The sequence below is a fragment of the Sorangium sp. So ce295 genome (genome assembly GCF_051527405.1).
Lineage (GTDB): Bacteria > Myxococcota_A > Polyangia > Polyangiales > Polyangiaceae > Sorangium > Sorangium cellulosum_B.
The window spans coordinates 5,009,639-5,033,198 of record NZ_CP150324.1 but is presented as its reverse complement, the minus strand read 5'-3'; the positions used below and the strand labels follow the sequence as shown (position 1 = coordinate 5,033,198).

Annotated in this window: 18 protein-coding genes; 12 read left to right on the top strand and 6 right to left on the bottom strand. The window is 71.0% G+C overall.

Annotated elements, in window-relative coordinates:
• Positions 1 to 56: 56 nt before the first annotated feature.
• The 6 genes from WMF11_RS19025 (at position 57) to WMF11_RS19000 (ending at position 5,518) form a co-directional block, all read left to right on the top strand.
• Positions 57 to 659, top strand: coding sequence for a cysteine hydrolase family protein (locus tag WMF11_RS19025; RefSeq protein WP_437978470.1), 603 nt, complete (start codon positions 57 to 59; stop codon positions 657 to 659).
• A gap of 3 nt (positions 660 to 662) precedes the next feature.
• Positions 663 to 1,508 (top strand): ABC transporter permease, encoded by an 846-nt coding sequence (locus WMF11_RS19020; RefSeq protein ID WP_437978469.1) that lies wholly within the window; start codon positions 663 to 665, stop codon positions 1,506 to 1,508.
• Positions 1,505 to 2,350, top strand: coding sequence for an ABC transporter ATP-binding protein (locus tag WMF11_RS19015; protein WP_437978468.1), 846 nt, complete (start codon positions 1,505 to 1,507; stop codon positions 2,348 to 2,350). The genes WMF11_RS19020 and WMF11_RS19015 overlap by 4 nt, the downstream gene beginning before the upstream one ends.
• Complete coding sequence (locus tag WMF11_RS19010) at positions 2,347 to 3,387, top strand: aliphatic sulfonate ABC transporter substrate-binding protein (protein WP_437978467.1); 1,041 nt, start codon at positions 2,347 to 2,349, stop codon at positions 3,385 to 3,387. The genes WMF11_RS19015 and WMF11_RS19010 overlap by 4 nt, the downstream gene beginning before the upstream one ends.
• Positions 3,384 to 3,839: a nucleoside deaminase gene (locus WMF11_RS19005; RefSeq protein ID WP_437978466.1), complete on the top strand. Its 456-nt coding sequence runs from the start codon at positions 3,384 to 3,386 to the stop codon at positions 3,837 to 3,839. Before WMF11_RS19010 ends, WMF11_RS19005 begins: the two co-directional genes overlap by 4 nt.
• Before the next feature lie 458 nt (positions 3,840 to 4,297).
• Positions 4,298 to 5,518, top strand: a complete 1,221-nt coding sequence (locus WMF11_RS19000; protein WP_437978465.1) for a hypothetical protein — start codon at positions 4,298 to 4,300, stop codon at positions 5,516 to 5,518.
• 94 nt (positions 5,519 to 5,612) lie between these two features.
• Here WMF11_RS19000 and WMF11_RS18995 read toward each other — a convergent pair whose 3' ends face one another.
• From WMF11_RS18995 to WMF11_RS18980, 4 genes are all read right to left on the bottom strand, one after another.
• Complete coding sequence (locus tag WMF11_RS18995) at positions 5,613 to 6,596, bottom strand: asparaginase (RefSeq protein WP_437978464.1); 984 nt, start codon at positions 6,594 to 6,596, stop codon at positions 5,613 to 5,615.
• 24 nt (positions 6,597 to 6,620) lie between these two features.
• Positions 6,621 to 7,583 (bottom strand): SMP-30/gluconolactonase/LRE family protein, encoded by a 963-nt coding sequence (locus WMF11_RS18990; RefSeq protein ID WP_437978463.1) that lies wholly within the window; start codon positions 7,581 to 7,583, stop codon positions 6,621 to 6,623.
• Between the two features lie 128 nt (positions 7,584 to 7,711).
• A complete protein-coding gene (locus tag WMF11_RS18985; RefSeq protein WP_437978462.1) occupies positions 7,712 to 9,334 on the bottom strand; it encodes a DUF1552 domain-containing protein in 1,623 nt (540 codons plus the stop codon).
• Between the two features lie 182 nt (positions 9,335 to 9,516).
• On the bottom strand, positions 9,517 to 12,807 hold the full coding sequence (locus WMF11_RS18980; RefSeq protein ID WP_437978461.1) for a kelch repeat-containing protein: 3,291 nt from the start codon (positions 12,805 to 12,807) through the stop codon (positions 9,517 to 9,519).
• 551 nt (positions 12,808 to 13,358) lie between these two features.
• Here WMF11_RS18980 and WMF11_RS18975 point away from each other — a divergent pair.
• On the top strand, positions 13,359 to 16,376 hold the full coding sequence (locus WMF11_RS18975; RefSeq protein ID WP_437978460.1) for a DEAD/DEAH box helicase: 3,018 nt from the start codon (positions 13,359 to 13,361) through the stop codon (positions 16,374 to 16,376).
• Entirely contained in the window at positions 16,373 to 17,302 is a 930-nt protein-coding gene (locus WMF11_RS18970) for an SWIM zinc finger family protein (protein WP_437909794.1), read from the top strand. Before WMF11_RS18975 ends, WMF11_RS18970 begins: the two co-directional genes overlap by 4 nt.
• Before the next feature lie 8 nt (positions 17,303 to 17,310).
• On the opposite strand, the gene minE is transcribed toward WMF11_RS18970, so the two are convergent.
• The gene (minE, locus tag WMF11_RS18965) at positions 17,311 to 17,628 is read right to left on the bottom strand and encodes a cell division topological specificity factor MinE (RefSeq protein WP_437553500.1); all 318 of its coding nucleotides are present in this window, start codon (positions 17,626 to 17,628) and stop codon (positions 17,311 to 17,313) included.
• A 12-nt stretch (positions 17,629 to 17,640) separates the two neighbouring features.
• Positions 17,641 to 18,468 (bottom strand): septum site-determining protein MinD, encoded by an 828-nt coding sequence (minD, locus tag WMF11_RS18960; RefSeq protein WP_437553498.1) that lies wholly within the window; start codon positions 18,466 to 18,468, stop codon positions 17,641 to 17,643.
• Between the two features lie 246 nt (positions 18,469 to 18,714).
• Here minD and WMF11_RS18955 point away from each other — a divergent pair, with 246 nt between their 5' ends.
• The 4 genes from WMF11_RS18955 (at position 18,715) to WMF11_RS18940 (ending at position 23,548) form a co-directional block, all read left to right on the top strand.
• Entirely contained in the window at positions 18,715 to 18,891 is a 177-nt protein-coding gene (locus WMF11_RS18955) for a hypothetical protein (RefSeq protein ID WP_437978459.1), read from the top strand.
• Between the two features lie 48 nt (positions 18,892 to 18,939).
• On the top strand, positions 18,940 to 20,577 hold the full coding sequence (locus WMF11_RS18950) for a DUF1592 domain-containing protein (RefSeq protein WP_437978458.1): 1,638 nt from the start codon (positions 18,940 to 18,942) through the stop codon (positions 20,575 to 20,577).
• Between the two features lie 35 nt (positions 20,578 to 20,612).
• The gene (locus WMF11_RS18945; RefSeq protein WP_437978457.1) at positions 20,613 to 22,019 is read left to right on the top strand and encodes a DUF1552 domain-containing protein; all 1,407 of its coding nucleotides are present in this window, start codon (positions 20,613 to 20,615) and stop codon (positions 22,017 to 22,019) included.
• 365 nt (positions 22,020 to 22,384) lie between these two features.
• Positions 22,385 to 23,548 (top strand): sugar ABC transporter substrate-binding protein, encoded by a 1,164-nt coding sequence (locus tag WMF11_RS18940; RefSeq protein WP_437978456.1) that lies wholly within the window; start codon positions 22,385 to 22,387, stop codon positions 23,546 to 23,548.
• Positions 23,549 to 23,560 lie beyond the last annotated feature (12 nt).

Sequence of the window (23,560 nt, the reverse complement as noted above, 5' to 3'; positions counted from 1 at the left end):
CCTCAGCGAGCTCGACGCGCCCGGTGCCCCCTGCGCGCCGAACGTCCAGACCAGCGATGACGCCGCGTATCCGCCCGTTGCCCCTCGACCAGGTCCGCCCCGCCAGCACCGCCCTCCTCGTCATCGACATGCAGAGGGACTTCGTCGAGGAGGGCGCGCCCTGCGAGGCGCGCGGGGCGCTCGATATCGTACAGCGCGTCAACGCGCTCGCCGCGTGGGCGAGAGGGCAAGGCCTGCCGGTCATCTTCAGCCAGGAGATGCACAGGGCCGATGGGTGCGACTTCGGCATCGAGCTGGAGTTCGAGCCGCCGCACTGCCTCGAGGGATCCCGCGGCGCCGAGCTGGTCGATGGGCTGCGGATCGAGCCGCAGGATCATCGGATCTTCACCAAGCGGCGCTACGACTGTTTTCTGGGCACCGACCTCGACCTGCTGCTCCGGAGCAAGCGGGTGGAGAACCTCATCTGCTGCGGCGTGTGCACCAACATCTGCGTGCTCAGCACCGTGCTCACCGCGAGGAACCTGGATTACCGCGTGCTGCTCCCGGTCGACGCCCTGGCCGGGACCTCACGGGAGCTCCACGACGCCGCGATCCTCTGCATGAGCAACGCGTTCGCCTACGTCACCGAGAGCGCCGCGGTGATGCAGCTCTTCGGCTGACGGATGCCCGGCGACCGAGAGCCGCGGGCCACGTCGCGACAGTGCGAGCGACCGCCGCCGCGCTGGCTCGCGCTCGGCCGCCCCATTTCCGCCCGGGTCCGTCTCGCGCTCGGCGCGGCGAGCTTCCTCGCCACCCTCGCGGCGTACGCCTGGCTCGCGGGCCGCGACGGGGTGAACAGCGCCCTCGCTCCCGCGCTCGCGAGCATCGGGCGGGCGACGGCCGAAGCGCTCGGCTCGGCGGAGCTCTGGCTCGACGTCCGCTACAGCTTCCTTCGGGTCACGGCCGGGTTCGTGGCCGCCGCGCTCCTCGCGGTCCCGCTCGGCGTGCTCGCCGGCGCGTTCCGATCGCTCGCCGCGCTGATCGAGCCGCCGACCGAGTTCCTCCGCTATGTCCCCGTGCCGGCGCTGATCCCGCTCGTCATGATCGTGGCGGGCATCGGTGAGGGCGCGAAGGTCCTCCTCGTCTTCCTGGGGACCTTCTTCCAGCTGCTGCTCATGACCGCGGACGAGGTACGGCGGGTCCCGGCGCCGCTGCTCCAGGTCAGCCAGAGCCTCGGGGCCACCCGGCGGGAGATCGTCTGGCGCGTGCTGGCCCCGGCCGCCCTCCCCGGCATCTGGAGCGCGCTGCGCATGTGCAACGGGTGGGCGTGGAGCTACGTCGTCGTCGCGGAGCTCGTGGCCGCCACCGAGGGCCTCGGCTTCCGCGTCCTCAGGTTCTATCGCTTCATCCAGACGCCCAGCATCTACGCGTACCTGGCGGTGCTGGGCGCGATCGGCCTGGGGCTCGACTGGGCGTTCGGCGCAGCGCACCGCCGGCTCTTCCGCTGGGCCAGGGGGCGCGACGCGTGACGCTCTCCGTGCGCGGCGTCAGCAAGGCGTACGGCGGCCGCCGCGGCGAGACGAGCGCCCTCTGCCCGCTCGACCTCGACGTCGGCGAGGGCGAGTTCGTGAGCCTCGTGGGCCCCTCCGGGTGCGGGAAATCGACGCTGCTGCACATCGTCGCGGGGCTCGAGCCGGCGACCACCGGGACCGTCACGCTCGGCGGCGAACGCGTCCTCGGCCCCGGCGCCGAGCTCGGCGTCGTGTTCCAGCAACAGACGCTCTTCCCGTGGCTCAGCGTGCGGGAGAACGTCCGCTTCCCGCTGACGCTGGCCCGCCACCGCGGCCTGGCGCTGCAGGCCGGCTCCGAGCGAGAGGCGGCCCGCGTCGAGCGCCTGCTGCGCCTCGTCGATCTGTGGGACTTCCGCGACAGCGCGCCCGCGGAGCTGAGCGGCGGCATGCAGCAGCGCGCCGCGCTGGCGCGGGCGCTCGCCGCGCAGCCGGAGGTGCTGCTGATGGATGAGCCGTTCGGCGCCCTCGACGCCCAGACACGTGAGGAGATGCAGGGGCTCCTGCTCCATGTGATCCGACATCACCGGATCACGACGCTCTTCGTCACGCACGACGTGGAGGAGGCCCTGATCCTGTCCGATCGCGTGGTGGTCTTCTCCGAGCGCCCCGGCCGCGTCGTGACCACCATCGACGTGCCGGTACCCCGGGCGGATCGCTCGCCCGACCTCAAGCTCGACGAGGCGTTGCTGCGCCTCAAACGGGATATTCTCTCGCTCCTGCGGGGGAAGGCCCGCCCCGAGGAGCAGCGCCGCCGCTTGCTCCTCGGGCTCACGAATACGCCGAGGGGAGAGGATCCATGAACCGAAGGACCGTCGTGCTAGAGCTCGGGGCAGCGCTCGCCTGCCTCCTCCTGTCGCCAGGCTGCTCGAAGAAGGACGAGCCAGCGCGCGAGATGCCCGCCGCCGCCGCGCCGGGCGAGAAGCCCGGGGCCGCGGCGAACGCGCCGGTGAAGCTGACCGTGGGACACGACCTGTGGATCGGCTATGCGGGCGTGTTCATCGCGAACGAGCTCGGGCTGTTCAAGCAGGCTGGCCTCGACGTCGAGCTCAAGCCGTTCTCGAACCCCGGGGACACGCTGCCGGCGCTGGCCGCGGGCAAGCTCGATATCGGCCTGACGACCCTGCAGAACCTGGCCGTGCTGAGCGGCAACGGCGACACGGACGTCGTGGCCATCGCGCTCATCGACAGCTCGAACGGGGCGGACGCGGTGGTGGCGAAGGAGGGGGTCGCGTCCATGGCCGATCTCAAGGGCAAGACGGTCGCGCTCACCCTCGGCGAGGTCAATCACATGCTGTTCCTCGCCGGCCTGAAGAAGTCCGGGCTCTCCACGGACGACGTGAAGGTCACGAGCATGAGCGCAGACGACGCCGGGGCCGCGTTCGTGGCTGGGAAGGTCGACGCCGCGGTCACCTGGGAGCCGTGGATCACCAAGGCGACCAAGGGCGGCGGTCGCGTGATCTTCTCGAGCGCCAGCGTCCCCGACACCATCATGGACGCGGTGGCGGTGCGCCGATCGCGGCTCGCCGAGTCCGGTGACGCCTGCTCGAGGTTCATCGGCGCCATCGATCAAGGGGTGCGCGTCCTGCGCGGCGAGCCCGACAAGGCGATTCCCATCGTCGGCAAGTACTTGAACGCTCCGCCCGAGGACGTGAAGGGCATGCTGAGCGGCGACAAGATCTACGACCTGGCCGACAACAAGCAGCTCTTCGGCACGGCGGAGAAGGCCGGCCCCGTGTACGCCTCGATGAAGGCGGTCGTCGACTTCGCTGTCGAGTCCAAGCTCGTCAAGAAGGCGCCCGCGCCGGAGTCGCTGCTCGACCCGAGGCTCGTCCGATGAGCCGCGACGAGGCGCTCATGGGGCGCGCTTTGGAGCTCGCGCGCGGCGCGCAGCGCGCGGGCGAGCCGCCGTTCGGCGCCCTCGTCGCCGCCCCCGACGGCGCCGTCATCGCCGAGGCGACCGACGAGGTGAACGGCCAGCGCGACTTCACGTACCACGCCGAGGTCGGCGCCGTGCGCCGCGCCTGCGCGGCCGCCGGGCCGGACTTGCAGGGATACACGCTGTACACGACCGTGGAGCCCTGCCCGATGTGCTTCACCGCGGCCTGGCTCGCCCGGATCAGCCGCATCGTCTATGGCTGCACGATGCGGGAGGTCACGGAGGCGACCGGCGGCGCGCAGCGCGAGCTGGCCGTCCCGGCGAAGTGGATGAACGAGCGCTCCGGCGCGCCCCTCGATCTCGTCGGCGGCGTCCTCGACGCGCAGTGCCTCGCGCTGTTCGGCCCGGCGTGACGCGCTCGCCGGCGCTCCGCTGCCATGACCCGCCCGCGGCGCAGGTCGAGCGAAATCCCGTCACAGATCTCGGCTGTCCCATCACAGCCTGAAAGAGGCCAGAGCGCCCCGGCCTTCCGGTGGCGGTCGGGGCGCCAGCAAGACTTGCTTACCTGAGCAAGCCCTGCGTTCTCCACTCGCCCCTTCTACGCAGCCGTTGCGTACCCGAGGTCGAGGCGCCGCTCGCGCGGCCCGAGGGGCGCCGCGGATGTCTGGCATGCGGGGTGCTCATGGCACGTGACGGGACGCGGACCGCGCGGCGGGGCTTGAAGGGAGACGGCCCTTCCCCGCTCCGGGGCGGAGCTGCCCCGGCGAGACGCTCGGCGCCTTCCCTGGCCGCACGTGGCGGCTCGTTGGGTGAGCTCTGCGCACCGAGCGCGGTCCTCTCTGCGCTGCATTCCGAGAAGGAGACACTTGCAATGAAACGATTCTTTTATCCGTTGGTCCTCGTGGCGATTCCGGCAGCTCTCTCTGCGTGTGGCGCCGGCCATTCGTCGGAGTCGGACGAGCTCGCCGCGCCAGACGAGCTCACCGGGACGGCCGAGGGCGCCCTCGCGTGCGGCGGGCTCGCCCCGGGGGAGTCTCTCGATCGAAGCCAGTCGATCCGGTCGTGCAATGGCCGGGTGAAGCTCGTGCATCAGACGGACGGCAACGTCGTCGCCTACGACGAGACCGGCGCGTCCTGGGCCACGCACACGGCGCCCCGGTCGGACACGACCAGGTTCATCATGCAGACCGACGGGAACCTGGTCCTCTACGCCGGCACCCGCGCGATCTGGAACTCCAGGACGGCGGGAAACCCAGGCGCACGTTTCGTCCTCCAGGACGACTGCAACCTCGTCATCTACAACACCGCCGGCAGGCCCATCTGGACGACCTCGACGTCCTGCCGGGCCTCCAGCGTCGTCGACCTCTTCGACTACATGACGCCGGGATGCAGCGCGAGCGGCCCCCAGTACACAACGCAGGTGACCGGAGCTCGATGGTACGTCCCGCAGGGCAAGGACCCCTCGGGCCGCAGGCAGTTCGTGTACGTGAAGGGCAGGAACGGGGCCGATTACGAGTCCTACACGGCTGACGACCAGTGGATCCGGCTGTGGAAGGACACCTCGTGGGCGTACTTCGACACCGGCATCCAGACGTACTGCGATGAGCAGTGCGGCGCGCTGAACAGCCCGACCGACTGCAGGCACCAGTGGCGCGGAGACCCTGTTGCGGGCGGCTACGCCTACCAGGCCCCGAAGGACACCACCGACTGGGGAGGAGCGAAGGTGCTGCCGCGCTATTTCGACAAGTCGCGCGGCGTCCAGACCTACACGTTCGACATCTACGTCGACGCGCAGAGCGAGACCACCTGCGGCGCCTGCGACTCGTGGCACGAGGGCTCGACGTGGCAGCGGTACACGGTCGAGCACCTGTCCTCCGTCACCGCTCCGAACGGTCAAGTCTACGCGGACGTGATCAAGAAGGTCATCATCGACGGCGCCGGGAAAGATGAGGTGTACTACTTCGCCAAGGGGACCGGCTGGATCGGCTACGAGGTGCAGCACTCGACCTACAAGGACTGGATCAACGGGACCACCACCGGCGTCAGCCTCCCGACCATCTGCCCCGGCGGTGGCCCGGCGAGCAGCTGCTAGCTCGCGGGTCGAGGAGAAGCTGAAGCGGAAGCAGGCGGCGAGCAGCGCCGGCGACGAGCGGCGCGGCCCGCAGCCGGGCGCGAGGGGTGAGGGTCTACCCGGCAAGCCGGTCGAAATACGCGCGTAGCGCCGCCCCGTCGAGCCCCGCCCCGAGCGCGAACATCAGCGCTAGCCTCGCCTTGGGCCCCGAGAGCGCGCCCGCGGCGATCACCCCGAGATCCCGGAGCCGCCGCCCGCCGCCGGGCGCGCCGTACGTCGGCGTGACCCGCCCGCCGGGGCAGCGCGAGCTCAGCACCACCGGCGTGCCCGCCTGCACCAGCGCGCCGATCGCCCCCTCCCAGCTCCCGCAGACGTTCCCCGCGCCCGAGCCCTCGATCACCACCCCGCGCGCGCCGGCCTCGAGGATCGCGCGCAGCAGGAGATCGTCCATCCCGGACGCCATCTTGACGAGGTACACCCGCGGCTCGGGCGGCGCGAGCGGCAGCGTCGGCGTCCTCGCGGGGCGCGCGTGGACGCGGACTCCCTCGCCATCGACCCAGCCGACCGGCCCCACGCCCGGCGAGGCGAACGTGCCGAGCGCGGTCGTATGGGTCTTCATCACGCATCGGGCCGCGTGGAGCTCGTCGTTCAGCGCGACGAGCACGCCGAGCCCCCGCGCTGACGGCTCGACGGCGATCCGCGCGGCCGAGACGAGGTTGCGCGGGCCGTCGGTCCCCGCGGTGCTCGCGTCCCGCATCGCGCCGGTGAGCACCACCGGGGTGTCCCCGTCGAGCAGCACATCCAGCGCGAACGCCGTCTCCTCGAGGGTGTCCGTGCCGTGGGTGACGATAATGCCGGTCACCTCGGGATCGGCCTGGAGATCGCGCACGGCGCGCGCGAGCGCCGCGACCCTGTCCGGGCCGAGGTTCCAGCTGCTCTCGAGGCAGAACTCGCTGACCGCGATCTCGGCGACGCGGGCGAGCGCGGGCACGTCGGCGACGAGCTCCTCCGCGCGGACGGCGGGCACGGCGGCGCCCGTCTTCGGGTCGACGCGGCTCGCGATGGTGCCGCCGGTGGTGACGAGGTGAACGCGAGGCATGGATGGTTGTTGGCGTGAAGCCGATCAGCGCATGTGCGAGAGCGGGAGCCCCGCGACGGGCGCCCGGAACGTGAGGAGGTGGGGCATCGCCAGCGACCCCATGTAACACGTGCGGAGATCGGGGCCGCCGAACGCGATGCTCGTGGGCAGCTGCAGGGTGTTTCCCGCGCAGGCGCCGAGATCGGCCGGCTCGATGGCGCCGTTCCTCTGCTTCAGGGTCATCGTCTCGAGGACGGCGGGGCGCGGATCCTCGAAGACGGTCTGGTAGCTGCCGTCGGGGAAGATCACCCCGAGGCCGTTGCGACAGACGGCCACCACCCAGAGGTTGCCCTCGGCGTCGAAGGCGAAGCCATCCATGTACCCGCCGATGCCGAGGCTATCGGGCCCGAACTGCTCGGGATCGCCGAGGCTGCCGTCGTCGCGCACCGGGAACCGGAGGAGGCGGCCGGGGACGGTCTCGACGGCGTACAGGAACCGCTCGGCGGCGTCGAGGCGCACCTCGTTCGTCAAGCTGAGGCCGTCGGCCACGATGCGGGCGCCCTTCTCGTCGACGAGCACGATGTACCCGTCGCGGATGCCGCCCGCGACCGCGGGCCACCACGGGAGTTGCCGTGTCGTGACGGAGATCCAGAGGCGATCCCGCGAGTCGATGAAGCAGAAGTTCACGGCGCCGAGCGGCTTGCCGTCGACGGAGTCGAGGAGGACCTCGGACCGGCCGTCGCGGTGGAGCTTGTGGATCTTGCCGCCGGACATGCTGGCGACGATGAGGTTGCCCTGCCGATCCATCGCCATGCCGTTCGGCTCGGGCACCTCCGGGCCGAGGGTCGCCTGCCTGCCATCCGGCTCGATGCGCGTCGCGATGCCGCGAGCGTCCGAGGTCCAGAGCGTGCCGCCTGGCTCGACGATCACGCACTCCGGCCTGACAAGGCCTTGCCCGACGTACTCGATCCGAGACAGCTCGAGGGTGAAACCCCTGACAGATGACATCCAGCGACCTCCCGGCACGGCGCCGCGCCGCGCATTCTCGACGCGCGCGAGCATAACACCCCCCTCGCCGACGGGGACATCTCGAGCAGCCGCGCCGCCCGCGGCCGGCGGCCCGGGAGCGAGATCGCTCAGGAGTTCGCCTTGAGCGCGGTGAACTCGCCTGGATCGTGGATGGTGGGGGGATTGACCCCGCCGCCGATGAAGTCCTCGGTCCTGTCGTACCTGCCGAAGTGGGTCACCGGCCCCGAACCGCCCGGCGCCGGGAAACCATCCGCGCCTGCCTTGACCCCCAGGGCGTTCATCAAGCTGCAGAAGTACTTGTTGATCGGCGCGTTGGCGAGCGACGGATCGGTCCCCGTCTCCTGGGAGATCGCGTCGACTTGGTTCGAGGTGCCTTCGGTGCACGTGAACTCGCTGTTGCCGGTCGTGAGATCGGGCGAGCCGTCTTCGACGTTCACGGCCCAGCCGGTCTTGAAATAGCCGCCGGCGCTGCCGGCCTGGATGATCGGCAGGTTGTTGAGGTTGCGGGCGCAGCCGTCCGACACGTCCTGGAACCAGACGGCCGCGCAGCTGTCGAGGAGCGTCCCGTCGCCCTCCTCGACGCGGCTCAGCTGCTCGACCAGGTGGGCGAACTTCCTTGCATAGTAGTCGTCGATCGTGAGGAGCATGTCGATCGCCCCCGGAACGCAGGTGCCCGTCATGTTCGCGCTGTCCAGGCGGCGCGAGAGGCTGGCGCTCTCATGGTTCACGCCGAGCCCCTTGAAGATGTAGTTCCCGGGGTATTTCAGGAAGATGACGGGGTTCGCGTTGCACGCCGCCGCGAGCACGGCGAGGTTCGAACAGAGGTCCGCGCCGTCCAGAGTGTCCGAGATTCGCCGCGTCAGCCTGTCGTCGCCGGTCGGGGACGTGCCCAACAGGCTGATGTTTTCTTGCGTCGCGCCGAGCGCCGTGGCGAGGGCCGTGTTGCACTGCGCAGAAGCCATCCCATTCCCTGTCGCGTGGATGAGCTCCTTCCAGGATGCGAGCTTCTGCTTGTCGGCGCGGCTCATGTCGAACCGCTCGAGCCTCTGCAGATCATCCTTCACGATGTCGAGGACGCTCTTGCCGCGCATCGCCGCGTAGGTGTCCGGAGACGTCGGCTTCCCCGGCTCGAAGATGCCCGTGAGGCTGCTGAAGACCTGCGACGCGTTGAGGCCCCTGAAGAGGGTCTCGGCGGCGGAGTAGGAGATCGCCGACTGAGGGCTTTCATTCTGACCCGCCATGTTCAAGAGCAACGGAGTGCCTTGCGGGCTGAGCTGTCGTGCGATGACGTGGTCCAGCGAGGGACCGGTCGGCTTGGCGTTGAACTTCGTCGCGGAGTCGAAGCTGAACGGGTCGTCGCTGTTGGGAGTCACCGGCTGGCAGGTGAAGTACGACCCGAACACCTGCGTGTGGGGATCGTTCCCTTGCCCCCGCGCCAGCGTCGCCGTCCACTCGTTCATCGCGCGGATGCCGCGGGGCATGAGGAGCTTGTCGGCGTGAGGCGCCAGGTGCTTGAGCGTCGTCGACTGGAGGTCCGCGGCGGTGAGCGGGCCGTGCGACTTCTTCGGGAACCACCTTGTCGTGATGCAGCCATAGGGCGTGAACATCACGATCAGCCGCTTCGGCGGCGTGGCCGGCTGCGCCATCACGGATCGGTCGAGGATCGAGCCGAGGAACGGCGCCGCGACGCAAGCTCCGCCCAGCCCCCGGAGGAAAATTCTTCGGTTCATGTGCTTTGACATGGTCGTATTTTTCCCGCCTCAATGAAGACAAACGCCCGGCTGCCCCTCGGATGCCCGAGTTTGCCGCGGCTCCATCCCCCCTAATCTCCGCGGGTCCGTGAACGTATTTGGAATTCGCTCGGCCGGGCGCGTTGGTCGACCGAACGGTCACGTCGGGCTGCGCGAGCGGTTCACGCAGCGCCGCGGATCCTCGGGGAGCGCCGGCGCACGCGCAGGGCAGCGAGCCCTCCGGCGAGGACGAGCCATGTGGGGGTCCCCTGGATTCCGGGCCCCATCTGGCAATGCCAACCACCGCTGCCGCTGCTGGGCGAGCCGCCGCCAGCGCCGCTCTGCGCGCCGGTGTCACCGGCGCTACCCCCCTCGCCCGTCCCGCTGTTGGCGCCGGCGCTCGTGCTCGTGGTGCCGTCGCTACCGCCAGCACCGCTGGCATCGCCCCCGCTGCCGCCAGCACCGGTGGCAGCGCCGCCGGTGCCGCTCACGCCACCTCCGCCGCCACTCGCGCCACTTCCGCTGGCATCGCCTCCACTGCCGCCAGCACCGCTGGTAGCGTCGCCGCTGCCGCCGTTGCCGCTGACGCCACCGCCACTGGCAGCATCGCCGTTGCCGCCGGCGCCACTCGCGCCACCTCCGCTGCCATTCGCGCCACTTCCGCTGGCATCGCCCCCGCTGCCGCCGGTGCCAGCCGCGCCACCGCCGCTGCCTCCGGCGCCGTTCAGCGCGCCCCCGCTGCCGCCGGTGCCAGCCGCGTCACCGCCGCTGCCGCCAGCGCCGCCCTCTCCGCCACCGCTGCCGCTCGCGTCACCGCCGCCGCCTCCAGCGCCGCCCTCTCCACCTGCGCTCTGCAAGCACACGCCAGCCTGGCACACCCCTCTGCTGGGGCGCTGCCCAGGAACATAGAGGTGAACGAGGGGGGACGGGTAGGAGATACTGCCGAGCTCGCCGCCCACCATCAGAACGCGTCCGTCATCCAGCCGCACGGGCACGTATTCCGTGATCGGGAGGTCCATCGCAGGCCCCAGCGACCAGATGTCCGTCGCCGGATCGTAAAGCTCGACAGTATAATCGAGCGAATACTGAACACCCAGGTTGCCCGCCAGGAGCACCCTCCCGTCGGCAAGGAGCACGGTCTTGGTTGCATACCGCCGGGCGACCATCTCCGCCGCTGGCGTCCAGATGTCGCTCGCCGGATCGTAGAGCTCGGCCGTCGCGAGGGCGATGCCCTCGGAGTTGCCCCCCACCACGAGCACCCTGCCGTCGGGGAGCAGCGTGGCCTTATGACTCCCGCGTGCCTGGCTCATCGAAGCCACAGGCGTCCAGACGCCGGCCGACGGGTCATACACCTCCGCGCCCGCCACTTCGTCGCCGCCCGCCACGAGCACTCTGCCGTCCTGGAGCAGCGTCGCTGAGTGATGGTATCGCTGCGTATTCGTGGGAGCGACCCAGGTCCAGGCGTCCGCGGCGGGGTCATACACCTCCGCGGACGCGTCGCTGCCGCCCGTGACGAGCACCCTCCCGTCCTGGAGCAGCGTCGCGGTGCCGAGCCCGTGAGTCCGGAGCATGGGCGCGGCGCCCTCCCATTCGCCTGTGGCCGGGTTGAACCGGTCCACGCGATCGTGGCTGGTCACGAGGACCGTGCCGTCGTGCAGCCGTGTGACGTGGAGGGTGACGCTCGACCGCACCTGTGGAATCCCCCCGACGAGCTGCCATCGGTCCATGCTCGGGTCGTAGCGCATCGCCCTCAAGGGCGCGGCGGAGCTGTTCTCCACCCCGATGACCAGCACCGTGCCGTCCTCCAGCAACGTGGCCCTGAGCGCCCGCTTCATCTCGCTCGGCATCCGCGCCGCGGCCTGCCAGGCATCCGGCGTCCCGGCGACATCGCAGAGCGCGCCGTCCGGCTTCTCCGGCGCGGGCCCCGAGCACCCGAGCGCAGGATCGCAGGCGGGAGCCTCGTGACAGCCGTCCGGCGCCTGGCAGCTCGCCGGGCTCGCTCCGACGCAAGCGCCCCCCTCGCATGTGCTCGTCGCGGAGCACATCTCGGCGTCGTCGCACGGGGTTCCGTCGGGCGCAGGGGTGCCACCGGCGCAGGTCCCCGCCTCGCAGACGCCCCCCTTGAGGCACGCGCCCGTGTCGTCGCAGGGCGTGCCCGAGATCGGCGTGCAGGCGCCGTCCTTCGTGGCCCCCGCCGAGGCCGCGCACGCGTCGCACGGACCGGCACAGGCCGCATCGCAGCAGACCGAATCCGCGCAGAAGCCGCTCGCGCAGTCGCCGCCGGCCTCGCAGGCCGCGCCGAGCGGGGCGCGCTCGTGGAAGAGCAAGGCAGAGGCCGTCGGCGCCGGCGCACCGCGGGGCGAGCCGGACGCGACGAGCCCGCCGGCGATCAGCACGCTGCCGTCGTCGAGGCGCGTCGATGTGTGGTACGCGCGCGCCATCGTCTCCGGCGGCTCGACGTCGAGGGGCCGCCAGACAGCCCAGGCCGGATCATACAGCTCCAGCGCGCCGCCGAACTCGCTGTAGCGCCACTCGTTCAAGATCTGGCCATTTTCGTCGGGGTACCCGCAGATGTACGTCACCATGCCTCCTGTCAGGAGGACCCTTCCGCTGAGGAGCCGCGAGACGCCCAGGCCCATGTCGTAGTCCCACTCCGGGAAGCAGTCGGGATACGGGTCGTAGAAGGGGTCATGCCCCGAGATCGCCACCCAGAGGTTCTCCTCGGGGAGGTAAAGCTGCGAGGGATGCGTGCTCATGAACGGATATCCGCCCACGAAGAGGACGTCGCCGCTGGCGAGCCGCGTCGTGGCGTACGAAGTGGACCCAAGGACGACCCTGGCGGTCGGTGTCCAGGAATCGGTCTCCGGATCGTAGATGTTGGCGCGGCCGTTGCCCGTCACGAGCACGCGGCTGTCGCGGAGCACCGTCGCGCTCCTGGCGATCGCGCCGCTCAGCGATCGGATGGGCGTCCATGCGCCCGCGGCGTCATCATAGATGCTGCCGGCGAGGGAGCCCGACGCCTGGCCGAGCATCATCAGCTTGCCGCTCGGGAGGGCCACGGCGCGGGGAGCCGTGAGGGCCGGCGTCAGGGGCGCCGCCGCTTGCCACTGATCGAGATCCGGCGAATAGACCTCGACATGCTCGCCGTCCGTCGAGAGGGCCAGCCCGCTCGGCAGGATGGCCGTCGCGGCGACCTCGCGGAGCGGGCTGCGGAGCGGCGCGGCAGGCGCCCACGTCTTGCTCGCCGGGCCGTAGATCTCGACCTCCCGGAGGGGCGTTATCCTGTCGCTGCCGTAGCCCCCCGCCACGAGCACCCGGCCATCCTGGAGCAACGTGGCCGTATGCCCGCTGCGCGGGGTGATCATCGCAGGCAACTGCTCCCAGGACGGCGTTCCGTCGGCCCAGACCTCTCCCGCTGGCAACACCAGCGCCGCGCAGGCCAGGGCAACGCCCAGGTACGAGCTCGTTTGCATTCAATTTCTCCTTCGCCGCCGTCTGATGCCTCCCGGTCACGCGACGTTCAGCACCTGGAGCACCGTCGGGGCCAGGGGGCGCAAGCACGCTTCCAGCATCTTGAATTCTGTTGACGAAGCACTCCGCGCGGCCCGGCGGTGTGCCTTCGCGCGCGTCCACGACCACGACCCGGGTACCGCGGGCCTCCCGGGCACGGCGAGCGGGCCGCCGGGGCGGACCGCGTGGCGGCCTGCCTCTCGCGCGGCGCCCGGGCGGCCCAGGCGCCCCTGCGCGCGCTCGGCGTCCACCGGCCGCTCGAGCTCGTCATGCTCCCAGCGCAGCACGCTACGAGGCCCATTCCTTCGAGCCATGATCTTTTTCCATGAGATGTTCTCCAACCCTTTCGATCAGAGGTTTCAAACAAATTCTGGCAATTCGCAGCCATCACACGCAATGGGCTAAACCCGCGGTTCAGCGGGAGCGCTCCCGTCCGGACCATCGCTTTTTTGGCTCACGACGCGGGAAGCCCCCCTTTTCGCCGTCGCCGGCTGTGCAATGGATCTGCGCGTCGATGCCGCTCGTCTTTCTGCCAGGCGATCTCCGCTTCTTCCTCTGGGAGGACACGGCCGTGGATCAGCTCGCGGCCCGGTCGCTCGGCGCGACGACCTCGGCGGAGGCGGTCGTGGTCTCCAGGGCGGGCCGCGCCGTGAGGAGGGCTGGGCAGGCCGCGCCGCTCCTCGACGGCCTGTCCGCGCTCGCGAGCATGGCCCAGGATGACCTCGGGCGAGCGCCGCCGTCCGTCGCCGCGTGGAGCGTGGCGAGCAAGCTCGCGCTCGATCTCGTGGTGCGTGAGCGGGTCGTGCCCCGTGTGGTGCCGGTCGGCGGCGGAACGGAGGCGCGCTGGGCGGTGTCGCTCGCCGCCCCGGAGGACGCCGCGCGCGTCGCGGCGCTCGGCCGGGCCATGCCGCCAGCCGCGCATGCGGTGCCGGCGGGCGCGCAGCAAGCCAGCGGCGACGGGGAGCCCCCCCGCGGGCCACGCGCGGCGGAGGTCTGGTCCGCGGAGGCCCTGCTGCGCGCCTTCCTGGACGCCGCGGCCGACGCGCTCGCGCGCGGGGGCGCCACGGATCGCCCGGCGCGCCCGCCGCACGCCCCGTGGGAGCGCCGGCTGGTGCTCGCCCTGACGGGCCCGCGGCGTGCCTTCGCCGCGGAAGGGCTCGCCGAGCGCGCGCTCGTGGCCGATCTCGACGCGTGGGTCCGGCCCGCGCTCGGCGCGTGCGACGCGCTGCGCGCCTGCTTCCGGCTGGAGCTGCCCCAGGGCGACCGCGGCTTCGTGCTCCGCTTCCTGCTGCAGGCGACCGACGATCCCAGCCTGCTCGTGCCCGCCGCCGACGTGTGGAAGACCCAGGGACGCACGCTGAAGGCGCTCGGGCGCGCGTTCTCCGGCGCCGAGGAGGTCCTGCTCGGCGCGCTCGGCGCAGCCGCGCGGCTCTTCGCGCCGATCGCCCGGGCCCTCGGCGAGGCGCGGCCGGAGCACGTGGACCTCGCTCCCGCGGAGGCGTGGGACTTCCTCGCGCAGGCCGCGCCGGCGCTGGGCGAGGCCGGGTTCGGCGTGGTCGTGCCCGGCGAGCTCCTGGCCTCGGGGCAGCGCCGCCTGCGCCTCCGCATGCGCGTCGGCGCGGCGCACCCCGCCGCGGGCGTCGTCGCGGGCAGCGCCAGGCTCGGCCTCGACGAGGCGCTCGATTTCGCGTGGGAGGCGGCGCTCGGCGACGAGGCGCTCTCGGCGCGCGAGCTCGCCGCCCTCGCGCGGCAGAAATCGCCGCTCGTCCGGCACCGCGGGGCGTGGGTGGTCGTGGTCCCCGAGGAGCTCGCCGAGATAGCCCGGCGCCTCGAGGCCGGCGGCGGCCGCATCTCGGCGCGCGAGGCGCTGGAGGGCGCGCTCGCGGGCGAGACCCGCGTCGACGGCCTGGCCGTCCCCGTGGTCGCCGAGGGCGCGCTCGCGCGCGCGATGGAGCGGCTCCGCTCGGGCGCCGAGCGCGCCGCCGCGCCGCCCGCGGGGTTCGTGGGGACGCTGCGCCCGTACCAGGCGCGCGGCGTCGCCTGGCTGCAGACGATGGCGAGCCTCGGCCTGGGCGCCTGCCTGGCCGACGACATGGGCCTCGGCAAGACCGTCCAGCTGCTCGCGTTCCTCGTCGGCCGGCGGGCGGCGGCGCCCGGGGACACGCGCCCGACGCTGCTCGTCGCCCCGACGTCGGTCGTCGGCAACTGGGAGCGGGAAGCGGCGCGCTTCGCCCCTGCCCTGCCCCTCGTGCGGCACTACGGCGAGGGGCGCGCCCGCTCGGCCGAGGAGCTCGCGTCGCGGGCGTCCGCCGCGAGCGAGCGGCCCGCCGAGGGCGGCGACGGCGTCGCGCGCCGCGCGGGCGGCGGGCTCGTCCTGACCACGTACGGCCTGCTCCGCCGCGACGCCGCGGCGCTCGCCGGCGTGGACTGGGCCGCGGTCGTGCTGGACGAGGCGCAGAACATCAAGAACGCCTCGTCGCGCACCGCCCGCGCCGCGCGCGCGCTCCGCGCCCCGCACCGCGTCGCGCTGACCGGAACGCCCGTCGAGAACCGCCTCGCCGAGCTCTGGTCGATCCTCGAGTTCGCGAACCCCGGCCTGCTCGGCCCGCTCGAGGCGTTCCGGCGCGCCTACGCGGTGCCCATCGAGCGTTACGGCGACCGGAAGGCCGCGGAGCGGCTCCGGCGCGTCGCCGGGCCGTTCTTGCTGCGACGCATCAAGAACGATCCCGCCGTGCTTCAGGACCTTCCGCCGAAGGACGAGGCCAGGGTCTTCTGCACGCTCACGCGCGAGCAGGTGACGCTCTACCAGGCGGCGCTCGACGAGGCGATGCGCCGCATCGAGGAGGCCGAGGGCATCGAGCGGCGCGGGCTCGTGCTCTCGCTGCTGACGGTGCTCAAGCAGATCTGCAACCACCCGGCGCAGTGCCTCGGGGAGGCGGGGCCGCTCGCGGGCCGGTCGGGCAAGCTCGCGCGGCTCACCGAGATGCTCGAGGAGGCGCTCGCGGTCGGCGATCGCGCGCTCGTGTTCACGCAGTTCCGCGAGATGGGCGACCGGCTGGTCCGGCACCTCGCGCCTTCGCTCGACACGGAGGTCCTCTTCCTGCACGGCGGCACGCCGAGGCTCGCGCGCGACGCGATGGTGCGGCGGTTCCAGGACGATCCGCGGGGGCCGCGCGTGTTCGTCCTCTCGCTGAAGGCCGGCGGCGCGGGGCTCAACCTGACGGCGGCGAGCCACGTGTTCCACTTCGATCGCTGGTGGAACCCCGCGGTCGAGGACCAGGCGACGGACCGCGCGCACCGGATCGGGCAGCGGCGCGCGGTGCAGGTCCACAAGCTCGTCTGCGCGGGCACGGTGGAGGAGAAGGTCGACCGGATGCTGGAGCAGAAGCGCGATCTGGCGGCGCAGGTGGTGGGCGAGGGCGAGGCGTGGATCACCGAGCTCGACGACCCGGCGCTGCGCGAGCTGTTCGCGCTGTCGAGGGACGCCGTGACCGGCGCGGGCGAGCTCGACGATCGCGAGGAGCCGGAATGAGCCCGCCGGCGCGATGGGCGCCGTTCCCCCGGGAGGCCGGGCCGAAGCCGCCGCCGCCGGCGCGAGGGATCCGGATGAAGCGGGCCGGCGCGACCTGGTGGGGCAAGCGCTGGGTGGAGGCGCTGGAGCGGATGGCGCCCGACGACGCGGGCCGCCTCGCGCGCGGGCGCACGTACGCGCGCACCGGGAGGACGCACGATCTCACGGTGAAGCCCGGCCTCGTGACCGCGCGCGTGACCGGCTCGCAGCCGAGGCCGTACAAGGTGATCCTCACGATCGCGCGGCTCGACGACGCCACCTGGGCGAAGGTGATCGCCGCCATGGCGAAGCGGGCGAGCTTCGCGGCGGAGCTCCTCGCCGGCCAGATGCCGGAGGACATCGAGACCGCGTTCCAGAGCGCCGGGACGAGCTTGTTCCCGGAGCGGCCGGAGGACCTCACCACGGCCTGCTCGTGCCCCGACATGGCGAACCCCTGCAAGCACGTCGCGGCGACGCACTACGTGCTCGGGGAGGCGTTCGACAAGGACCCCTTCCTGCTGTTCGAGCTGCGCGGGCGCACGCGCGAGCAGGTGATCGAGGCGATCCGCGCCGCGCGTGGCGCCCCCTCGCGCGCGCAGGCCAAGCGAGCGGGCGCCGGCAAAGGCGCCCCCTGCGCCGGAGACGCGCCGGCGATCGCGACGGTGACGCCCGGCAAGATGGCGGCGAAGGACTACGACGCCTGGCGCGAGGCGCCGCCGGCGCTCGACGTGACGCTCGAGCCGCCTGCGACCCACGCGGCGCTCCTGTCCCAGCTCGGCGAGCCGCCGGGCTGGACCGAGGAGCGCTCTCCGGCGGATCTCTTCGGCCCACTCCTCCGGGCGGCGTCGGAGCGGGCGCGGGAGATCGCGATGGCGGAGGGCGCGCCGCGGGGGCGAGGGCGCGGCTGAGCCGCGCGTCAGCAGTTCCGCGCGGCGGCGGCGCCCGTCCGGGACGCGGCGGCGGCGCGCACGGCCGCCCGCTCCGACTCGGAGAGCACGACGTTCAGCTCGAGCACGTCGCAATCGCCGCTCCGCTCCACGTTCACGCTCACCTGGTCCAGGTCGATCCGCTCGTACTTCGAGATGACCTGGAGCAGCTCCTGCTTGAGCCGCGGCAGGTAGTCCGGCTCGCCCGTCGGGCGCACGCGCTCGCGCGCCACGATGATCTGCAGACGCTCCTTCGCCACGGACGCCGACTTCGGCTGCGACTTACGGAAATAATCCATGATCGACATGGCAGAACTCCCTCAGACGGTCGCCGCCTGGCCGCCAAAGATTCGGCTGAAGAACCCCTTCTTGGCTGGCTCCAGGAAGCGGTGGGGGCGCTCCGCGCCAAGGAAGCGCTGGACCACGTCGAGGTAGGCCTGCGCCGCGTCGCTCGTCGGATCGAGCACCACGGGCGTCCCGGCGTTCGACGCCTGGAGCACCGCCGGCGACTCCGGGATCACGCCGAGCAGCGGGATGCCGAGGAGCTCCAGCACGTCCTGGTGCGCCAGCATCTCGCCCTTGGCGACGCGCGCCGGCGCGTACCGCGTGAGCAGGAGGTGCGTCTTCACCGGCGGCTCGCCGAGCTCCGCCCTGCGGGTCTTCGCGTCCAGGAGGCCGAGCACGCGATCCGAGTCCCGCACCGAGGAGACCTCGGGGTTCGTCACGACGATCGCCTCGTCGGCGAAATACATCGCCATCTGCGCGCCCCACTCGATGCCCGCCGGCGAGTCGCAGAAGATGTACTCGAAGCCCGCGCCCCGCAGCTCGTCAAGGATGCGCCCGACGCCGTCGAGCGTGAGGGCGTCCTTGTCCCGCGTCTGCGACGCGGGGAGCACGTAGAGCGAATCGAGCCTCTTGTCGCGGATCACCGCCTGGCGGAGCGTCGCCTCTCCGCGGATCACGTTGACGAGATCGTAGACCACGCGCCGCTCGCACCCCATCACGAGATCGAGGTTGCGGAGCCCCACGTCGAAGTCGATGGCGATCGTCTTGCAACCGACGGCCGCGATGCCGGACGCGAGGTTTGCGGTCGTGGTGGTCTTGCCGACTCCGCCTTTGCCCGAGGTGACGACGACTACCTTTGACACCAGAAACCTCCTTAAGATGGTTCGAGAGACGTGGCCTGTCCTACGGCCGAGCCCGCGCGGATGCCCGCCTCCCGGCGTTGAGGGGGCGGCGTCGACGTGATGGGAGCTCGGCGCCCACCCGATTCCATTGAGGCCGGGGACGCGCTCGACTGGGTACGTCATCGCGAACCGAACGAACAACTTTTTCGCGACGAAACTTGCAGCGTAACCCGGCCGGCGATCTGGATCCAAATTACCTACATGTAGGTGCGTCCCGCCGGCGGCAGGTTCGCGCCGAGCGCGGGGCGATTCGAGGCGCTGGCACACGTCGTGGCGTTCTTCCTTGTTCATCGCCTCGAGCACGAAGTCGTCGAGGAGGAGCACGAAGTCGTCGAGGAGGAGCAGATCGACGGTCGTGAGAGCGATCACCTCGGCGTCGCGTGAATTGATAGGCGGTTGCAGCCAGGAGCGCCTGAGCGCATAAAATGAACCATGGGTCGATTACTTGGTTATCATTCTTACGGGATCATGCTGGCGACCACGCTGGCAGCGGTCGCCGGATGCACGGGAGACGTGGGAGATCCCGACGCCTCCGGGTCGGGCGGAGGCGGCGTCACGCTGCCCGATGGGACGGAGAGCGCGAGCCTCCTCCCAGCGCGCATCCGCCGGCTCACCAACGCCGAATATGCCGCCTCGGTGCGCGCGCTGACGGGGACCACCAAGAACCCGAGCGAGGGGTTCGCGCCGGATTCGCGGCAAGACGGCTTCACGGTGAACGACGCGCAGCGCGTCGATCCGGTGCTGGCGAAGCAGCTCGCCGCCGCGGCGGAGGCGCTCGCGGCCGAGGTGAAGGGCAAGGTCTCGGAGCTCGCCCCCTGCGCCGATCCGGCGACGCTGGCGGAGAGCTGCGCCAGGACGTTCATCACGTCGTTCGGCGGGCGCGCCTACCGCCGCCCGCTCGACGCGGCGGAGGCCGACGCGCTGCTCGCGGTCTATCGGATCGGCGCGAAGGGCGCGACCTACGCGGACGGCATCGAGCTCGTCGCGCGCGCGGTCCTGCAGTCGCCGGGCTTCCTCTACCTGACGGAGATCGGCGATGGATCCGGCGGAGACGCGCTGGCGCTGACTCCGCATGAGCTGGCGAGCTCCCTCTCCTACCTCATCACCGCTGGCCCGCCCGATGATGCGCTGATGGAGGCCGCCGCCGCGGGCGCGCTGTCGACCCCCGAGGGCCGGGAGGCCGAGGTGCGCCGGCTGCTCCAGACGTCGGCGGCGCGCGAGCGCATCGTGCGTGTCGTCCGCGAGTGGCTCGGCGTCGACAGGATCGCGATGACGGCGAAGGACTCGAACGTCTACAAGCAGTTCGCCGACGCCAGGGCGTCGATGGAGCACGAGACGGAGGACTTCGTGACGGAGGTCCTGATGAACTCCACCGGGACGGTCGGCGAGCTCCTGGGCGCCGACTGGAGCATCATCGATGAGCCGCTCTCGAAGGTGTATGGCGTCACCGGCACAGGGCGCGTGTCGCTCTCCGACCGGCGGGGGCTCCTCAACCAGGGCGCGTTCCTCTCCGTGTATGCGCACGCCACGGAGACCGCGCCCGTGCTGCGCGGGGTGACCGTCCTGCGCCGCGTCGCCTGCGTCAGCATCCCGTCGCCCACCGAGCTGAACATCAACGTCGTCCCGCCGGTGCCCGATTCGAGCAAGACGACGCGGCAGCGCTTCGAGGTCCACTCCACTGACGCGGCGTGCAAGGGGTGCCACAACAGCATCGATCCGATCGGGTTCTCGTTCGAGCGGTTCGACGGCATGGGCATGCTCCGTGAGCTCGACAACGACCAGAGGGTCGACAGCGCGGTCACCGTCGCGATCGGCGCCGACTTCGACGGGGCGTACGCCGACAGCAACGCCCTCGCGCAGGCCCTGTCCACGAGCCCGACGGTGCGCTCGTGCTTCGCCCGCAACGTGCTCCGCGCCTCGGTTGGCCGCAGCGGCAAGGCCGCAGCGGAGAGCGAGGAGGCGTTCTTGAAGGCATGGAAGGCCGTCCCCGAGGCAGAGCAGGGCAAGCTCGTCGAAACGCTGATCACCTACGTCAAGAGCAGTCTCTTCAGCCATCGGAGGCCCCAGTGATGCGCCGGTCGACCCGCCGTACCTTCCTTCGCGCCGTGGGGGCGAGCCTCGCGACGCTCCCTTTCGTCAACATGCTCGCGGACTCCGTCGCCCGGGCGGGCGGCGAGGACCTGCCGCTCAAGCTCGTCGCCGTCTACCACCCCCACGGCGTCGCCGCCGAGTACTGGGCCATGCGCGCGGGGGACACCGAGACGAGCTTCGACATCGCGTACGAGAACTGCTCTCTCCAGCCGTTCGATGACGCGGCGACCTACGGCCGGAGCTTCAAGGACAAGATCCTCGTCGTCGAGGGCATCGACCACCTGTCGAACGCCAACGGGCACGACTCGGCCGGCACGATGCTGACCGGCAGCCGCATCGACGGGAAGATGCCGCTCAACCTCTCGCTCGACCAGTACCTCGCCGTGGAGAAGGGGTTCGGCGCGGACACGCGCATCACGAGCGTCGCGCTCGGGGTGGGCATGGATGGGACGGAGTCCGGGCAGACGCTGTCCTTCGGCGCGGGCGGCGCGCCGCTGCCGAAGATCATCCACCCGGTGGAGGCGTTCAACCTGCTGTTCGCTGGCCTCGTCGTGGGCGACGACCCCGAGGCCCAGGCCCGCGCGGCCCGGCAGCGCGAGCTCGGCCAGAGCGTGATCGACTTCGTGAACGGCGACATCAACCGCCTGCGCACGCGCCTCGCGCCCGCCGAGCAGCTGAAGCTCGACCAGCACCTGACGTCGCTCCGCGAGCTGGAGAAGCAGTACGCCGCGCCTTCGGCCGGCGGGCCGTCGTGTGTCGTGCCGCCTCAGCCCGACGCATCGAGGTTCCCGTCGGTGAAGCAGTACAACGGCGGCGAGCCCTACTTCGACGCCATCACCGACGCGCACGTCGACCTTTTGGCGCAGGCGCTCGCCTGCGGCGTCACGCGCTTCGCCACGCTGTTCATGAACGACCTGTCCTACGCGGACAACCCGCTCGGGTTGCCGACGGACAACCACGGCTCGGTCGCGCACACGTACGACGCCTCGCCGGTCGGCAACAACGGTCGCCCCGGCGCCGGCAAGCCCGAAACCTGGGTGCCGCTCGCGAAGTTCAACCGGTACAGCTACTCGAAGATCGCGCGCCTCATGCAGCGGCTCGACGAGCTCGGCGCCCTCGACAGCACGCTGATCTACGCGTCGAGCGACATGGGGAACCCCGCCCTGCACAGCACGCGCAACGTGCCGACGCTGCTGGCGGGCGGGGCCAACGGGAAGTTCAGGATGGGCCGGCGCATCAAGCTCAAGGCGGATTGCCCTGCCGACGCGCCGTGGTGCGGCGAGACGGACACCACGTTCACGCCCGTCACGAACAGCCGGATCCTCGTGTCGATCGCCCAGGCGTTCGGCGTCGAGATCGAGTCGTTCGGCTCCCAGCCCGACCCGGCGCTCACAACGGGCGCGCTCAGCGAGCTCACGTAAGCCCTTGCACCCGCGCTCCGCCCGCTGACGGCGCCTCGCCCATGACGCGCCGTCGGCGACGCGTGGAATCGTGCTTCCATGGCGCCCCTGCGCGTGGTGCCTTCGGCCGAGAGCTCCCACCTCGCCTTCACGCCATTCCTCATCGGCGATTTTCCGTGCCTATTGACAGTCACTTCGTCGACGTCGTATCTCAAAATTGCAAACATGGGTTTCAGGACGCCCACGACGTTGCAATGCGCCCGTCGAACCGACATGGTGCTCGCTTATCGCCGATGTCGGCTGCGCTGTATGGAAACCAGGATGCTTGTGGGACTCGCGTCCCAGAACTCGGCATCGTGCTCGCCGGCCGCCGAGGAGGGAATGTCATGAAGATGACAGGACGATGCTGGACGACGGCCCTCGGGCTCATGCTGATGACGGCGGCGTGCGCGGCAGAGGACGCCCCCTGGTCGGACAAGCCGACCGAGGAGGTCCTGCAGATCAGGCGAGAACGGCTCCCGGTTACCGAGTTCATACCACAGGAGATCGAGGCGACGGTCGACCACCTCATCGGCGCGATCAACCAGAACGGGCTCAAGCCGATTCAGATGGTGGTCCTGCTGAAGCACCTCTCCACCTTCTTCGAGCCGATCGCCACCGGCGCGAACCGAGCCATGGGGGAGCTCGAGGCCGTGGGGAACGTGCTCGGCCCCAGCAACCAGACGGGCACGGACAGCGGCACGGAGTCGCAGAACCTCCAGAATCAACAGATCGCGAACGCGATAGAGGATGGCGCCCAGGGCATCGGCGTGTCGCCCTACGATTCTTTCAACGAGGCCTCCATCAAGTTAGCCGTGGCGGCGCAGCTCAACGTGGTGACGTTCGACACCGACCTGAAGGACTCGGGGCGCACGCTCTACGTCGGGGCCACACCGAAATCCGCCGGCAAGTTGACGGCGGAGACCCTGATAAAGATGATACCGAGAGGGCCAGGCACGGTGCTGGTCCACGGCGACGCGTCGACGCAGTGGTACGACGGGTCCCAGCGAACGTTCGGCGCCCTGGAGGCGCTCGGGGCGGCCGGCCTCACGACGCAGGTGGTCCAGGCCGTCTTCATCAACGGCCAGGAAGGCGTTGACGTCGATCAGTTGAAGAGCCTGATCCTGAACGCGGACCCGCCCGTCGTGGGCATGATCGGCGTCTTCAACATCTCGTATCGCTGCGTGCTGGCCGCAGAGGCCGCCGGCAGGCCGGAGATCCCCATCGTCGCGTTCGACTTCGATCCGAAGACCGCCGAATACATGCAGAAGAAACTCATCAAGGCGACGGTCGTCCAGCGGCAGTACTACGAGGGTTACCTCGTGCCCTACATTCTCTATGGCATCCAGCACCTCGGCCTCGAAGCGACGAAGCAGATCCTCAGTCCGCTGATGATCGACGAGAACCAGATGCCCGACGAGCACCGGGTCAACCTCGGCGTCGACGTGGTCCCCGCGGATCGGGTCGACGCCTACAACGACTTCCTCGACCGGATCGGCTCGATCCAGTAGCGGCGCGGTGGA